Source organism: Paenibacillus brasilensis, assembly GCF_009363115.1.
Taxonomy (GTDB): domain Bacteria; phylum Bacillota; class Bacilli; order Paenibacillales; family Paenibacillaceae; genus Paenibacillus; species Paenibacillus brasilensis.
The window spans coordinates 1,384,407-1,398,715 of record NZ_CP045298.1; the positions used below are offsets into that span (position 1 = coordinate 1,384,407).

Annotated in this window: 15 protein-coding genes; 4 read left to right on the forward strand and 11 right to left on the reverse strand. The window is 46.5% G+C overall.

What is annotated here, in order from left to right; genetic code table 11:
* Positions 1-28 precede the first annotated feature (28 nt).
* Positions 29-202, forward strand: coding sequence for a hypothetical protein (locus GCU48_RS26790; RefSeq protein WP_167518655.1), 174 nt, complete (start codon positions 29-31; stop codon positions 200-202).
* A gap of 623 nt (positions 203-825) precedes the next feature.
* Here GCU48_RS26790 and GCU48_RS06525 read toward each other — a convergent pair.
* The 5 genes from GCU48_RS06525 to GCU48_RS06545 all read right to left on the reverse strand — a co-directional run bounded on the left by GCU48_RS06525 (position 826) and on the right by GCU48_RS06545 (position 6,163).
* Positions 826-1,800, reverse strand: a complete 975-nt coding sequence (locus tag GCU48_RS06525; RefSeq protein WP_152379466.1) for a polysaccharide pyruvyl transferase family protein — start codon at positions 1,798-1,800, stop codon at positions 826-828.
* Positions 1,775-3,154, reverse strand: a complete 1,380-nt coding sequence (locus tag GCU48_RS06530; protein WP_152379467.1) for a lipopolysaccharide biosynthesis protein — start codon at positions 3,152-3,154, stop codon at positions 1,775-1,777. Before GCU48_RS06530 ends, GCU48_RS06525 begins: the two co-directional genes overlap by 26 nt.
* A 69-nt stretch (positions 3,155-3,223) precedes the next feature.
* Positions 3,224-4,177 (reverse strand): glycosyltransferase family 2 protein, encoded by a 954-nt coding sequence (locus GCU48_RS06535; RefSeq protein WP_152382118.1) that lies wholly within the window; start codon positions 4,175-4,177, stop codon positions 3,224-3,226.
* Between the two features lie 39 nt (positions 4,178-4,216).
* Positions 4,217-5,158 carry a glycosyltransferase family 2 protein gene (locus GCU48_RS06540; RefSeq protein WP_152379468.1) on the reverse strand — a complete coding sequence of 314 codons (942 nt, stop codon included), beginning with the start codon at positions 5,156-5,158 and terminating at the stop codon, positions 4,217-4,219.
* Positions 5,159-5,362: 204 nt separating this feature from the next.
* A complete protein-coding gene (locus tag GCU48_RS06545) occupies positions 5,363-6,163 on the reverse strand; it encodes a DUF1836 domain-containing protein (RefSeq protein ID WP_152379469.1) in 801 nt (266 codons plus the stop codon).
* Between the two features lie 224 nt (positions 6,164-6,387).
* Here GCU48_RS06545 and GCU48_RS06550 point away from each other — a divergent pair, with 224 nt between their 5' ends.
* Positions 6,388-7,758, forward strand: a complete 1,371-nt coding sequence (locus GCU48_RS06550; protein ID WP_152379470.1) for a hemolysin family protein — start codon at positions 6,388-6,390, stop codon at positions 7,756-7,758.
* A 152-nt stretch (positions 7,759-7,910) separates the two neighbouring features.
* A complete protein-coding gene (gene bacA, locus GCU48_RS06555) occupies positions 7,911-8,684 on the forward strand; it encodes an undecaprenyl-diphosphate phosphatase (protein WP_049825175.1) in 774 nt (257 codons plus the stop codon).
* Positions 8,685-8,829: 145 nt separating this feature from the next.
* On the opposite strand, the gene GCU48_RS06560 is transcribed toward bacA, so the two are convergent.
* The 6 genes from GCU48_RS06560 to GCU48_RS06580 all read right to left on the reverse strand — a co-directional run bounded on the left by GCU48_RS06560 (position 8,830) and on the right by GCU48_RS06580 (position 13,325).
* Positions 8,830-9,156, reverse strand: coding sequence for a thioredoxin family protein (locus GCU48_RS06560; protein WP_025717978.1), 327 nt, complete (start codon positions 9,154-9,156; stop codon positions 8,830-8,832).
* A 129-nt stretch (positions 9,157-9,285) separates the two neighbouring features.
* Positions 9,286-10,197 carry an aldo/keto reductase gene (locus tag GCU48_RS06565; RefSeq protein WP_152379471.1) on the reverse strand — a complete coding sequence of 304 codons (912 nt, stop codon included), beginning with the start codon at positions 10,195-10,197 and terminating at the stop codon, positions 9,286-9,288.
* Between the two features lie 172 nt (positions 10,198-10,369).
* Positions 10,370-11,113 (reverse strand): alpha/beta hydrolase, encoded by a 744-nt coding sequence (locus GCU48_RS06570; RefSeq protein WP_152379472.1) that lies wholly within the window; start codon positions 11,111-11,113, stop codon positions 10,370-10,372.
* Complete coding sequence (locus GCU48_RS26795) at positions 11,110-11,274, reverse strand: hypothetical protein (protein WP_167518656.1); 165 nt, start codon at positions 11,272-11,274, stop codon at positions 11,110-11,112. Before GCU48_RS26795 ends, GCU48_RS06570 begins: the two co-directional genes overlap by 4 nt.
* A complete protein-coding gene (locus GCU48_RS06575; protein WP_152379473.1) occupies positions 11,264-12,220 on the reverse strand; it encodes an ABC transporter permease in 957 nt (318 codons plus the stop codon). The genes GCU48_RS26795 and GCU48_RS06575 overlap by 11 nt, the downstream gene beginning before the upstream one ends.
* A gap of 148 nt (positions 12,221-12,368) precedes the next feature.
* Entirely contained in the window at positions 12,369-13,325 is a 957-nt protein-coding gene (locus tag GCU48_RS06580) for an IS30 family transposase (protein ID WP_152379474.1), read from the reverse strand.
* 306 nt (positions 13,326-13,631) lie between these two features.
* On the opposite strand from GCU48_RS06580, the gene GCU48_RS06585 reads away from it, so the two are divergent.
* The gene (locus GCU48_RS06585; protein WP_152382119.1) at positions 13,632-14,309 is read left to right on the forward strand and encodes a response regulator transcription factor; all 678 of its coding nucleotides are present in this window, start codon (positions 13,632-13,634) and stop codon (positions 14,307-14,309) included.

The window sequence follows — 14,309 nt, forward strand, 5'->3', positions numbered from 1 at the left end:
AATATTATTAAAATTGGAGGTAATCTCTATGTTCGATGAATTATTTTTTCATGAAATGTCTCTACTTTTTCTCTTAGGAAGTGAAATACTGCTCTTAATTTTTGCGCTTATTTTTATCATTAACATTTTTAAAAAAAACAAAGCTATGCATCAATTAGATGAGATTTTAGCAGAAACAACCCAACTAACAAAATCGAAGTAAGGAGAGGATTCTAATAGGGACCTGGACTATATCTGTAACCATAATCTACTGGTTCTGCTTTATTCATATTTTTATATGTTCATGTGCGTTGATCTACCTCTTTAAAATAAGAAAAACAAATAAATTATTCCAAAGAAAAATAGAATTGCTCAGTAAGCATATAGAAATACTAAAAGAGCAGATAGACAAAAAATATTAAGTTGCCAGAGAGGTTATAATTTCCCGTTTAATTACATTTACTTTGCGGGTAGTGTCAGCTTCGCTGGTACTACCCATATATCATTGTAACCTCATATTCATACAAAAAAGAGTTGTAGATTTCTGTCAACAACATCAAATTAAAAATGTCTACGTAAACGTAGTTAATTACGTTTACGTAGACATTTTTAAAATCCAATATACCGTGATTAAGATTCATTAAAATGAAAACCCAAATGTTTACAATTACATTTATGTAAACATTTTTCCAATCATCTTCTTGTTTCTTTGATTATTATACATTTTTTCACATCACGTCTATAAGAGCACCAAGCTAAAACCCTCCTATACCACAAAGGGTCAGGAGGTTTTTTTAGAGTTTCCGTACGTTCAAAGCGACATTTCAATAATAATATTGCCTACCTTTAAGACAGCTGCTCCAGTGCGTCAGGTGCATCGTTAAACAGCCTCGCTTTGGGATTTGGCTGAGTCCAGGTATTATAATATTGCGAATTTTTTCCATAAGAATTATCAATGACTACATGCGGCATATCGAGCAGACAGGCCAGAATATGACCGTGCAGCCGTGAGGTGCGAACCTCGCGGTAAGAACTGAACAGCGTGACCGCCTTGTTCATAAGATGGTCAGTGTACTTGTACCAGAATGTACGCGTTGGCAACGGTCCACCGATCCTTTTGTTCAAACGGTAAAACTTCTGAAAGTAGACAATTCCCTTTACCTCCAGCGGAGTGAACAAAGTATCCCAATCCAGACGATGGGCTGCATCGGCCTCGTCGTCGAATTTTTTTTGTCCCCCTACCGTTTCAATATCCGTACGCAGGAAGTACAGTACATCCTTCACTGTTACTGTAGTCGGCTTTAACGGCCAGAGCTGGTGCGCCATATCAGGACATAACGTGATATGGCATTGATTCAGTTTGTCCTTGGCCCACTGATAAGAGCGTGTATCCCGCACAAACATATGTAGATCGGGGTGGGCGTTGAACAGAGCAGCGACCTCATTGGCCTTCTGTTCAGACTGAAAATGGATTGTCTGCGGCATGATTACAATCCGGTGATTAGGAAAATCCCGCACGATACGTTCTCGTAAGTTTTGATGATTTAAATACAGATCGCCGAAATTACCGCCGCCGTGGCATACGATAATCCAGTCGCCCGGAATGTGGAGCTGATCGGGAATGTCCATAGCGCTGTAACGGGCACGGACATGAATGCCGTTATCCTTGAAGAACGCCTCGGTGCCTTTCATGATGAGTACATCTCCACCGTTATTATAAACGGGATAATCGACATAAATGATATTCGAACCTTGAGGGACTACGTCGAGAATGACGCTCAGCTTATTTTTCAGTTTAGCCATGGGATGCGAATTCGGCATTTTTCAGTTCTCCCTTCCTGCGCTTCTTTTGTATAGTCTGAATGACAAACGTGATGTCACTTTTATCAAAAATGATCCGTGATAGCGGAACATTGAAAAACATAGGGAACGAAAACAATGAGAATGCCAACCGCACACAAGCACCTACGAGCAAAGCAATGGCGATGCCGTCCAGACCGAAAATCGGTGTACAAATAAAAAACAATCCGACGGTGATCGCATAGGCTACAAGTTGTCGGAACAATACAAGCCCCGGACGCCCCAGCGCGTTGAAGGCTGAAGCCAGAATCCATGAACCGCCACCGATAATACATTCCAGTGACAGCAGGTAGAACGTTAGCGACGCTTCCAGAAAAGCCGGCCCGTACAGCAAACCCAACATATATCGTCCAATGAAGAGGGCAGGTACGATGACGATCAACATGGCGGCCATCGAGATGCGGAAGGCACGGCCGACCGTTTCGACAATCTTGCTGTGCTCCATCCCGGTTACCTTGGGAAAAGTGACGTTCGTGACAGCGTTTTGCACCACATTGAATACGCGCGACAAGGCGTAAACAACAGAATATAAGCCGAAAGCTTTGGGAGACAGCAGCGCCACAATCACAATTTTGTCTGTTTGTGTCGACAGGGTCCCCATCAACTCCATCCCGTAGACTCTTGCCCCATAGCTATAATAAGGGCGAAGCACCTGGCGACGGGTAAACGGACGAAAAGCACGCAAATTCATATGCTTGCGCAAACGGAGGAACGCCCACACCAACGCAAGGAAACTCGCGACAAAATTCACAGCCCCTGCCAGCTGCACATTGAGCAAGCCCATCAACCACAGGGTCACCAGCCCGATGAAGTTCAGCAACGGGTAGTAAAACAACAAGCCGTTGTAGACGCTAAAGCGATCGAGCCCTTGCGACAGAGCCGTCGTCAGTGCTGTAAGCACCGCGAGCGGTACCGCTGCCGCACAATAGAGCTGAGACAGCTGGATAATATCCGCACCATAGCCATTCAGCCACATGGGCATGCATATCCAGGCCACAGCCCCTGCCAACAAGCTGGCAGGCAACTGAATCCACAGCGACAGCGACAGCAATTCTTCTGTCGTACCTGTTTTTTTCTTAATATTATAAATGAGTGACGTTGGCAAACCGAAGCTCAATACGCTGCCGATCAGCGTTGGCCAAAACAGAACCGCTGCCAGCTCCCCTTTCCCCTCTACTCCGAGCATACGCGCGGTCAGAATAGAAGTCAGAGTTGTAACGATCAGTATAAAAAAATTGTTAAAGCTCGTACGCATGATCGTTTTGGCAAGACTGTCACCCGTGAATACTTTCCTTGCTGCTGTCCATGTGCTCATGTCACGTCCAACTCCCATTCCTTATTAAGCCTTTTTTCCGCTCACATCGCGCCTTTCGCCGCACCTCCATTAACCTGCCATTTTTTTGGAATGGCGTTCAGATAGCCGCCCTCCGCCAAGAGGCTCCTCCTGACTTGAAAAAATCGCCTTTAGCGCTCTTTTGTAGCCTTGAATGGCAGCATGGTTTTTCCGGGGCTTCTCTCTCAAAATCTGATACAGTGTCGTCCAGTACAACGCTGCATAACCAATCGGTCCGGAACGCTCGTCCCGCAGCAGATGAATATGATTCATCACCCGCATATAAGTGACCTGCTCCATATTGTCGCGCGAGGACGGCGATTCGTGATGAAGCAACGTGAGCGCTGGATTGATGTACAATGGGCCGCTTTTCATCGCGATACGCGAAAGCAACAGATCCTCTCCTACGCTATAGCTTTGCAGCCAGGGTACGGGCTCCAGACCACGAATGGCCTCTCGGCGAAATGACATATTACACCCATGGAAAAACTCGGTTTTGAACGTCCTTTTCGCCTTGTGCCAGTTGTACATTGAGCCGGACTGACGGCTGAGGGACAACCTGCCTTTGGACCAAGACTGCTGGAATGACAGCAGACAACGAATCGTCCCCATGAAGCTGTTGCTCATTCCCTCTGCAATGCCGCCAATACCAGCGGCTTGCGGATAAGCTTCATAGGTACTCATTAACTCAGTCAAATAGTTGTTCGGCAACTCTACATCATCGTCAAGGAACAAAATAATGTCACCCTGCGCAAGCTCAACCGTCTTCACACGCGATAACCATAAGCCCGGCTGCTCCTTGCGATGATATCGGTAGGTAATACCCGCTCTGCCCAACTGACGCTCATAACGCTCCAGCACATGCTTCGGCAGTTCTCCATCGTCGATAACCCACAGCTCGGTTTCACATCCCTCCGGTGCTCCGCCAATCGCAATTGAATTGATGCATCGGGTCAGATCGTCAATCCGATTTCGGGTACACAGGGCAATGGACAAGCTTAACATCATACTCCCCCTTTATCCTGTAAATGTCTGTAGAACAGATTACTGAACCGCCGGGCCTAAATACTCGTTGTATTTTTGCTTGCGCGGATTCAGAATGAACAACACCCCCTGCATGTATCCGTCTGCGGCATTAAAATTGCGGCGCAGCGTTTCTTTGAGCATCAAGTAGGATAAGGTCCATAAAAGGGCTCCATACTGGATGGCTCCCGCCTTTTTCAGAGCGAGAAAATAATAGTGGTTGATCGCTGTAGCCTTGGCTACCTTGCCCGCCTTATCACGCGAGCTTGGAGATTCGTGATGGATGATGGTTAAGTCGGGATTTATAACGAGCTTGCCGTAACGACTCGCCAACTGACACATATACAGATCGTCAGCCACAGCATAGCTGGTCATCCACGGGTAGGGCTTCATATCCCGAAGCGCATCTTTTCGGAATGACATATTGCAGCCATGAAAAAATTCGGTGTCAAATATCTCCGTTGCTTCGTTCCAACGCAGTAACGAACCTGCCAGACTGCTGGGTGAAAGTTTGCCGAGGGATGGAGACATCTGAAATGTCAAAACGCCCAGCAGCTTTCCTGCCCGGCTCGAATGTAGTCCCTTTGCAATCCCTCCAACACCCACAATCGTTTCATCCTGGTCATAGGTATCGAGCAAGCGCCGGATATAGAGTTGATCGTCCAGTTCAGCATCATCGTCAAAATACAGCACAATCTCATACCGCACGAGAGACAAGGCTTCATAGCGGGATAGCCAAACACCGGGACGAGTTTTTTTATGATACTTGAGCACGCCTTGGGGCAAGCCGGAAACCATGTCACGATACTGCTCGACTTGTTGGCCGGAAATATCACCGTCATCAACAATCAGCAGTTCTACAGCCGTATGCTCCAGCTGCTGCTGTGCTGCAATAGACTGTATACAGCGTGTCAGGTCTTCGATCCGGTTGCGGGTACAAATGATGATGGAGACATCGGACATGCCATTACCTCCTGTGTGTGTATCCAAAGCTTTGGAAGGGATATTTAAAGTTTTTCCAATTGCTGGATTATATATGTTTATTGTATCTTTGACAGCGTTTGAGTGTATATACCTCTTTTGTATACTTTTTGAGTCTCCAAAAGGGTAGACTATACTCGAAAAAGGGCAAAAAAAAGAGGATCGGCTTCTAATGCCAATCCTGATCTAACCTTGAAAGTCCAGAAACAACGTCGCATTTACATACCGGCGTGCCATGGACAAAAAATAACTGTTTTGCACCGATACCGCTGCTACCAGCAATGTATTACGTACCGCCTCACGCTGGCTGGAGTTCAAATACGGTAAACGACGGGTGTATTGATCAGCTGCCTGAATCAGCAGTTCCTCTGTGGCACCTTCCTGACGCTGCTGTCCTGTAGTAAAATTCCCGTTTTCTTTTGCATGCCCGACCCCTGTCACATCCAGCAGTTGATCTCCGTTCGCATCCAGCTCCTCAAACAAGGTTGAATACGCAGCGTACAAATCCACTGGCTGGATCAGATCATCTGCATCATCTTCAGGCTGTTGGAACAGGATATGAAATAGCTGTCGGATGGATTCAAAATCAAGGCATGATTTTAAATCCTCCACAATGAGCAAAATAGCTGCCTGGTTAACCGAGTATTTTTTGCCGATCTTAGGGGCGCCGAGAAATTCCTTGAAATCACGTTTGACCCAATTTTGCATGGAGGCCAGTGAAACATGGCTATATTCGACCAATTGACCTAGCGAAACGATCTCCTGGAGCGAAAAGGCGGCACTGTGCTTGCCCTTGATGATTTTATCCAACACAGGCGTCACTTCTGTGTACAAAAATGCTGGCATCGTGCTGCCGGAACGGTCCAGTTGACTATGAGTCCGTCTCCAGGCATCCTGAAGAACAGCCAAAGGCTGCAATTCGCGGCGACCTTCCATGGCCAGCAGCAAATGGGCCATATCACGGCGAGTGAGGGTAAAAGACTCCATCTGCTTTCCTCCCTTTAAACCATTTCAAGTTCATTTGAACCCATCATACGCCCTCGAACTAGGCTTGTAAAGCAAAGCAATGTGCCGTGCGGGTTCTATAATGCCTTGTTTTCTGATCAAATTGGAGGTAGGTGACCCGCCACACTTCCATATGAACCTTGTATATTTTCTTTTAAGTTCTTAAAATAAGTTCAAGTGAACTTAAAATGGAGTTCCTTAAAAATTTGAACGAAAAAGGGATGAGTGAAAATTATATGGGTATAGGTGTCAGTCTATTTTTGTTTGCGGTGTTGATTTTATTTAGTGCTTTCTTCGTGGCTACCGAGTTTGCGATTATTAAAATCCGTTCCAGCCGGGTTGATCAGCTGGTAGTGGAAAACCGTAAAAATGCACTGGCGTTACAAAAGGTCGTCAATAATCTGGACGGCTACTTGTCCGCCTGTCAGCTTGGTATTACGATTACAGCCCTGGGACTCGGCTGGCTCGGTGAACCGACCGTGGTCAAATTGCTGGAGCCTCTCTTTCAACAGCTCAACATCAATGGGGATTTTTCACATATCCTGGCCTTTATTATTTCATTTGTCATTGTAACTTACCTGCACGTGGTGATCGGTGAACTGGCTCCCAAAACATTGGCTATCCGCAAAGCGGAAGCAATCAGCCTCTTAACCTCTCCCGTTATCGTGTGGTTTAATCGGATTATGTATCCGTTTATCTGGCTCCTTAACGGCTCTGCCAACCGTCTGGTTCGTCTGTTCGGTCTTCAACCGGCAAGCGAACACGAAGAAGCGCATTCTCAGGAAGAAATTCAAATCATTTTGTCCGAAAGCGTGGAAAGTGGTAAGATCAATAACACCGAATATGGCTACGTGAATCGGATCTTTGCTTTTGACGAGACCGTTGCCAAAGAAATTATGGTACCACGTACAGATATGGTATGCTTGTTTACGAATCGCTCGCTGAAAGAAAACATGCTGACTATTCATGAAGAGCAGTATACCCGTTTTCCAGTGGCGACAGATAGCAAGGATCAGATCATCGGTATGATTAATACCAAGCAGCTGTTCCTTCAGTATGATCGCAACCAGGAGCTTGATTTCAATAGTTTGATTCAGCCGATCCTGACCGTTCCGGAAGTTATACCCGTTAACACGCTGCTGAAACGCATGCAGAAGGAGCAGGTCCATATTGCTCTTCTCGTCGATGAATACGGCGGAACCTCCGGTCTCATTACTATTGAGGACATTTTGGAGGAAATTGTTGGCGAAATCCGAGACGAATTTGATAAGGATGAACGGAAGGAAATCGAGAAACTGACGGAGAACAGTTATTTGATGGATGGTAAAGTACTGCTTTCCGAGCTGAGTGATTTGACTGGCTTGACATTGGACGATGAAGACGTGGATACTGTCGGAGGGTGGGTGTATAGCCGGGTTCCGGAACCAAGACAGGGCAAGGAATTCATAGAAGATGATGTAAAATTTATCATTCGTGAAATGGGTAAAAATCGTATTCGTCGGGTGGAAATTATTTTACACCAGAAATCCCCGATATCGGAATTAGAAACGGAATCGGACTCTTCTTCCCGGGAGTGAACCGTTGTGACCTGAGCGACCTGTATTTTGCACTTGCCACTAGCGTTCACTCCTACTGAAATGACATATTTTTAGGGCAAATGACTCAGGTCGTTTGCCCTGCACGCGTGTAAGGAGGAACTAGTAAAGTGGATATTTTATCATCTATTATTATGGGAATTATTGAAGGGCTGACAGAGTTTTTGCCGGTCTCTTCGACGGGTCACATGATCCTGACGGCTGATCTTCTCGGGCTAAACACAGAGAATGATACGGTCAAAACGTTTGAGGTTATCGTGCAATTAGGTGCTGTGCTGGCAGTTGTGGTATTGTATTGGCGCAGATTTCTGAGCCTGTTTGATTTCAGACGCAGAATCTCAACCCAGCCACGTCTAAATCTGCTGCATATTATTTTAGCCATGATTCCTGCGGGGTTGATTGGCGTACTGTTCCGTGATGTAATCAAGCAATACCTGTTTGGTCCTGAGACCGTTTTGTACAGCTTGGTTATCGGGGGCCTGCTGATGATCGCCGCTGAGAAATTTCATCCCCCCATTAAATCGCAAACCATTGATGAAATTACGTATAAACAAGCATTTACGATTGGTTTGTTTCAGGTTCTGGCGCTATGGCCAGGCTTCTCCCGTTCAGGCTCAACCATGTCCGGGGGCCTATTTGCACGTGTAAGTCATACGGCAGCTGCGGAATTTACATTCCTGGTGTCCGTTCCGGTTATGCTGGGCGCCTCGGGCATTGATATGATTAAAAGTATGGATCATCTGTCTATGAGCGATTTTCCGGTATTCGCGGCCGGCTTTATTACCGCCTTTATCGTCGGGATGCTGGCAATCAAAACATTCCTCGGTCTGCTCAAACGCTTGAGCCTGACTTCATTCGCCATCTATCGTTTCGTACTGGCGGCTGTGTTCTTTTTCATTATTTTGTAAGCCTTTGTTTGTTGCTTTATAACCAAAAAGGGATATCCGCACGGCATGAACCATCTGCCCTCGGATATCCCTTTTTTGACCATACTGAAACCATATCTACTGAAATGATAAATAACCTCATTCCATTCTTGAATCTGCGTTCAGATTATTGTTTGGATTCCAGTGTAGTCAGGTACTCAGAAACTTGAGCTGGCGTTTTGGCAAATTTGCTGTGCAAATGGGCAATTTTTTCACCGTTGCGGAAAACGAGCAGGCTTGGAATGCCTCGTACCTGATTTTCCTCGGCAATCGGCTGGAATTTCTCGGCGTCAAGCGCAAAGAAACGCTTATCTGCGTTTTCCGCGATAATGCCGTCCATGAATTTATCCAGTGTCTTGCAATCCGGACACCAGGTTGTATCAAATTTTACGACGGTCAGGCCGTCACCATTAATCAAATCCTGATATTGCTGCTGTGATTCAATGCGTTCCATGGGTATTTCCCTCCTAGGGTATATTTATGAACGTCTCCATACTCAAGTACGGATGATAAACCTGAGCTTATTCTTATATTGTAATGATTCTTTCATATATTGCAACTGCAGCGAGTACACGTTAGCATATCAGCGGTACTGCGCATCATAACGATTGGCCCGGCTTATTTGCTGTAGCGCCTGCCGTTCTTGTTGGGTTAAGGGCGGGATCTTCGCTGCTGCGGTATTATGCTCCAATTGCCGCAATGAGCTTGCACCCGGGATGACAGCAGCGACAGCTGGATGAGACAGGCTGTAACGGATAGCGGTCTGCTCCATGCTGCAATCTGCCCCTGCGAATGCCCTTAATTGCTTTCGTACATCCAGCAGCTCAGCTTCTTCATAGTCCAGATATCCCTTCGCTGCCTTTCCTTCCCCTCCATCGGCCAATACGCCGCTGGCGACAGGCCCGCGTGCAATCACACTAATTCCCCGCTCCTGAAGCAACGGCAGCACCTCTTCCTCTGCACGCCGATCCAGCAAACTATACTGATTCATCACACTGACGATATTTGAGCGTTTGACATATTCCCGAATGACGTGAGGACGAATCGAAGAAATACCATAATAACGGATGACGCCTTCTCTCTTGAGCTGTTCAAAAGCCTCAATCGTCTCGTCGATAGGATCATCTATCGTTCCTCCGTGAAGCTGATACAGGTCGATATAATCCGTTCCAAGGCGGCGCAGACTCTCTTTGACTGCAGACAGAATGTATGGCTTGGACGTGTCCCATCCCCAGCCCTCTTGTCCCGGTAGACGCCGATTGCCAACCTTGGTTGCCAGGATGACATCCTGCCGTCGCCCGCGGATCGCTGCGCCCACAATTTCCTCATTACGCCCATGATGGTACAAATCGGCTGTATCCAGCAGGTTTACGCCCCTGTCTAACGCTTCATGTATCAGGTAGACCCCTTGCTGCTCCTCCGTACCAATCGACATACATCCCAAGCCAATCTCGCCCACCAGTAATTCCGAAGATCCCAGACGGTTTTTTTTCATTTATGTTCCCCCTTGCGTCTATTTTTGTGTAACATCAAGTATGAATTCTCTTTATTATACGTATTCAAGTGCCCTGAACCAAACTTGAACCTAGCCTATCCAGACAAAACACGAGTTTCAGTCAGTATAAAAATAAACGCCAAAGGATCGAGATATCACAAATATAAAAGCTTTATCCAAGCAACCACTCAACAGCTTTGGGAAATTGGCGCCGAAAGTGGTTTATGTTATGAACTGCTCCCTTATCCTTTACCAACCGTACCTCACGCTCCGTCAAACCATAGGCAAGCAGTGTATCACATACCTGGAGCGTCAGCGGAACCATATCTTTTTGTACATTCGTTTTCCCTTCACCTTCACAGGTGCCGACAGATACATAAAAGCGGTGTATTCCAGCCGTTACAGCGGCATTAGATGCTGACTGCACGTACTCAATCATACCCGGATACCAGTAGGAGCCTGAAATCGAGCCGATGCGTCCAAACACGTCCGCATATCGAAAAGCGGCATACATGGAAATCAGTCCACCCAGCGAGGCGCCGATGATTCCTGTATGCTTCGGTCCGGTTTGAACCGGATATCCCGCCTCAACGTGTGGCATTATTTGGGTAACCATAAATTCCAGATAAGCATCGCCGCCCCCGCCAAAAGCAGGTCTTCCTTCTACTAAAGCTGCCGCCTGCCAAGGTGTATAGTCATCCAGCCGATTTACTGGCTGAATGCCCACCAGTACTACACGGGGCAGCTCCCCCGTAGCAAAACACCGCTCCAGCTCATCCAGGCTGCCTAGAAATAATGAACTGCCATCCTGTACATATAGTACAGGACACAGCTCATTGTCGATCACGGAGACGGGAGGCGTATAGATGTGGACAAGATACTCATCTAGTAAAACTTCATCTATATGCCCTTTCATTTCAACGCAGCGTCAATTTCCTTGATCATTTCAGATACGGATTCCAGACCATTACCTGACAGGTACCAGTAGTTAGGATCAAGGTATACAATAAACACGAAAGCAGCAATCAACACAAGCGCGGCAGCGGCTAATATGCCAATTTTTAATTTAGGATTCATAAGCCCTTCTCCTCAGCAGCAAATACAAGAACAACGCGCTCCCGATCACACCAACCGTAAGCCCTACAGAAATTTCATACGGATAAATAATCACCCGTCCCAAAATATCGCAAAACAGCACAAAGACGGCGCCCAGGATCGCTGTATGAGCCAGGATTTTTTTTAGATTATCCCCCATATACATACTGACGAGATTAGGTACAACCAGTCCCAAAAAGGGAATCGTCCCGACCGTTAAGATGACAACAGAGGAAACCAAAGCCACGATCACCAAACCGACATTGACGGTGCGCTTGTAATGTACGCCCAAATTGGCCGCAAAATCCTCACCCATGCCTGCAATTGTAAAACGATTCGCATATATGTACGCCAACGCAACCAAAGGAACACTAAGATACAGCATCTCGTAGCGTCCGCTCATGATCAGTGAAAAATCACCCTGCATCCACGAAGAAATGCTCTGGATCAGATTGTATTTATAAGCAAAGAAGGTCGTCACTGAATTCAAAATGCCTCCGAACATCAAACCAACCAACGGGATAAATACCGGGTCCTTGAAACGGATTTTATCCAGTATCTTCATGAAAATCAGTGTCCCCGCCAGGGCAAATCCGAAAGCCGCCAGCATCTTCGTCCAAAATCCAGCCGCTCCAAATACCATAATTGCAGTCAAGACACCCAAGCGTGCAGCATCCATCGTTCCTGCGGTAGTAGGCGATACAAATCGGTTCTGGGTAAGGTGCTGCATGATAAGTCCACAGATACTCATACTCGCTCCAGCGATAATAATGCTAACCAAACGTGGAAGCCTGCTAATTAGGAGCACCTGCGCCTGATCATCGGTAAGGTGGAACAAATCAAGTGGAGTGACATCATGAACACCGATAAAAACCGAGGCAAAGCCCAGTAGCAGAAAAGCCAGTATTAAATAACGCAATTTCTTCATGTTCTAACCAAGGGAGCCTGTTCTCCATAAACCTGTACCAAGCTTCGGCCCTGTCCTCCCTTCAATAATGATAATCATTATCAAAATAAACTAGCATAAATTATATCAGTGATATTGTATCTGTCAAATTTTTTGCAATGACGGATTGTCAAGCCAAGTGCGACAGTTCCTGTGTGAAAGATTCGTGAGCGGTTTTCCACCCCAGGCATTTTCGGGGGCGATGGTTGATTAAATCTAGCGAGCGCTCCAATGCCACATCGGATACTTGGGCAAAGTCTGTGCCTTTAGGAAAGAACTCTCGAAGCAAACCGTTCGCATTCTCATTCGATCCTCTTTGCCAGGAAGAGTATGGGTCAGCAAAGTAGATCTGCACGCCATGTGTGGTTTCCAGGTTCGCGTAACAGGCGAACTCTTTGCCTCGATCTGCAGTTGCTGTTTGAAACACCCCAACAGGGTACTGAGAAGCCGCTACGCCAAAGGCAATCTCCATCGACAATGCCGTTCGATCGGGCATTTGAATCGCGGTGTACAAACGGGTTTTCCGTTCAATGAAGGTTGCCACACAGCCTTTGCTTTTCCCACGACCAGACACCACCGTATCTAGCTCCCAGTGTCCAAAGGTGTCCCGGGAACGGATCTCCTTGGGGCGTTCGGAAATCGACTTACCCACGGCAAACTTCCCTCGTTTTTCAGCAGGCTGTTGCCGTTTACCTTTGTGCCGTAGCACCTTCACGTCCGCTTGGGCAAGGCGGCCTGCATAGAGCCAGCGATAGATGGTTTTGCAGCACACGGTGGGCTGGCCTTCTGCTCTAAAACGCTCCACGATCTGCTCAGGTGACCATGTCGCATGCAACTTCTCTTCGAGCTCTACCGCTTGTTCCTCTGTCCATTTGCCTTGGGGTACAGAGGCTCTACGGCGCTGCTCGTAAGCATGTTGGGAGCGCTGTGCATCGTAGGGCTCTAGCTCAGCATTCCGACGAATTTCCCGGCAAATGGTCGCATGATGTCGCCCCAGCTCCTCAGCGATGGCTCTTGAACTTTTCCCTTGCTGGTGCAGGATTTCTAGCTTGCTTCGTTCGATTATGCTAAGATGTGAGTAGCTCATGGTGGATTCTCCTTGTGTGAATGTGGGTGTAGGAACTTTCATTCTACACGAATCCGGCCATGGGCCCTTTTTTATTTATTTCCAGCAGGTGTCGCACTTCATATTACAATCCGTCCAATGAATAAACCATGTCAAAAAAGGTGCTAGCAAAACCTGAATAGTCTGAAGAGCGAATGAGCAGATAAGAGCAATATCCTGTAAAATAGAGGTGGAAGATTTGAGGCCCCTCTTTTCCATTTTTACTGTAAGCAGTTCTTGGAATTCGGGATTCATTAACTTGATAATCAAAAAAACAGGAGGAACATGATGAATCACATACTAATCGTCGAGGACGATATCGCCTTGAGTAACGGTATTGTTCTTGCTCTTAAAGAACCTAACAACGTATTTGTGCAAACGTATGACATAGCTGCTGCAAAAGAACAATTGAACGTCACTGCCTTTGACCTAATGATTCTTGATGTAAATTTGCCGGATGGAAGTGGACTCGACCTTTTAACCCATATACGAAAAAAAACAACTATACCCGTCATCGTCCTGACTGCGAATGATATGGAAACAGATGTCGTCACTGGTTTTGAACTGGGGGCTGACGACTATATCACAAAGCCTTTCAGTCTTATGGTACTGAGAGCAAGAGTCGGCGTTCAGCTAAAGAAATCCAGATACTCGCTTGCAGACTCCATTCAGCTCGACAATTTTTCCTTTTCATTCGAGAGGATGGAATTTATTAAGAATGGTACGCCCATTGAACTAAGTAAAACTGAACAAAAATTGTTGCGCATCCTAATCAACAATCGAGGAAATACCGTTTCGCGCGATCATTTGATAGACAGCATCTGGACTGACGGAGCTGAGTATGTAGGTGAAAATGCCTTGTCGGTTACGATAAAAAGGTTGCGGGATAAATTGGAGGATCATCCCTCCTCCCCACAATATATTAAAACGGTGTATGGGCTGGGCTATACATGGGCGATAAAATAA

Bases quoted from the DNA above. Each gene is read 5' to 3' on its own strand.
- GCU48_RS06580 (WP_152379474.1), bottom strand. From the start codon at position 13,325: ATGAGCTACTCACATCTTAGCATAATCGAACGAAGCAAGCTAGAAATC.
- GCU48_RS06545 (WP_152379469.1), bottom strand. From the start codon at position 6,163: ATGGAGTCTTTTACCCTCACTCGCCGTGATATGGCCCATTTGCTGCTG.
- GCU48_RS26790 (WP_167518655.1), top strand. From the start codon at position 29: ATGTTCGATGAATTATTTTTTCATGAAATGTCTCTACTTTTTCTCTTA.
- GCU48_RS06525 (WP_152379466.1), bottom strand. From the start codon at position 1,800: ATGCCGAATTCGCATCCCATGGCTAAACTGAAAAATAAGCTGAGCGTC.
- GCU48_RS26795 (WP_167518656.1), bottom strand. From the start codon at position 11,274: ATGAATCCTAAATTAAAAATTGGCATATTAGCCGCTGCCGCGCTTGTG.
- GCU48_RS06565 (WP_152379471.1), bottom strand. From the start codon at position 10,197: ATGAAAAAAAACCGTCTGGGATCTTCGGAATTACTGGTGGGCGAGATT.
- GCU48_RS06560 (WP_025717978.1), bottom strand. From the start codon at position 9,156: ATGGAACGCATTGAATCACAGCAGCAATATCAGGATTTGATTAATGGT.
- GCU48_RS06535 (WP_152382118.1), bottom strand. From the start codon at position 4,177: ATGTTAAGCTTGTCCATTGCCCTGTGTACCCGAAATCGGATTGACGAT.
- GCU48_RS06540 (WP_152379468.1), bottom strand. From the start codon at position 5,158: ATGTCCGATGTCTCCATCATCATTTGTACCCGCAACCGGATCGAAGAC.
- GCU48_RS06530 (WP_152379467.1), bottom strand. From the start codon at position 3,154: ATGAGCACATGGACAGCAGCAAGGAAAGTATTCACGGGTGACAGTCTT.
- bacA (WP_049825175.1), top strand. From the start codon at position 7,911: ATGGGAATTATTGAAGGGCTGACAGAGTTTTTGCCGGTCTCTTCGACG.
- GCU48_RS06575 (WP_152379473.1), bottom strand. From the start codon at position 12,220: ATGAAGAAATTGCGTTATTTAATACTGGCTTTTCTGCTACTGGGCTTT.
- GCU48_RS06570 (WP_152379472.1), bottom strand. From the start codon at position 11,113: ATGAAAGGGCATATAGATGAAGTTTTACTAGATGAGTATCTTGTCCAC.
- GCU48_RS06585 (WP_152382119.1), top strand. From the start codon at position 13,632: ATGAATCACATACTAATCGTCGAGGACGATATCGCCTTGAGTAACGGT.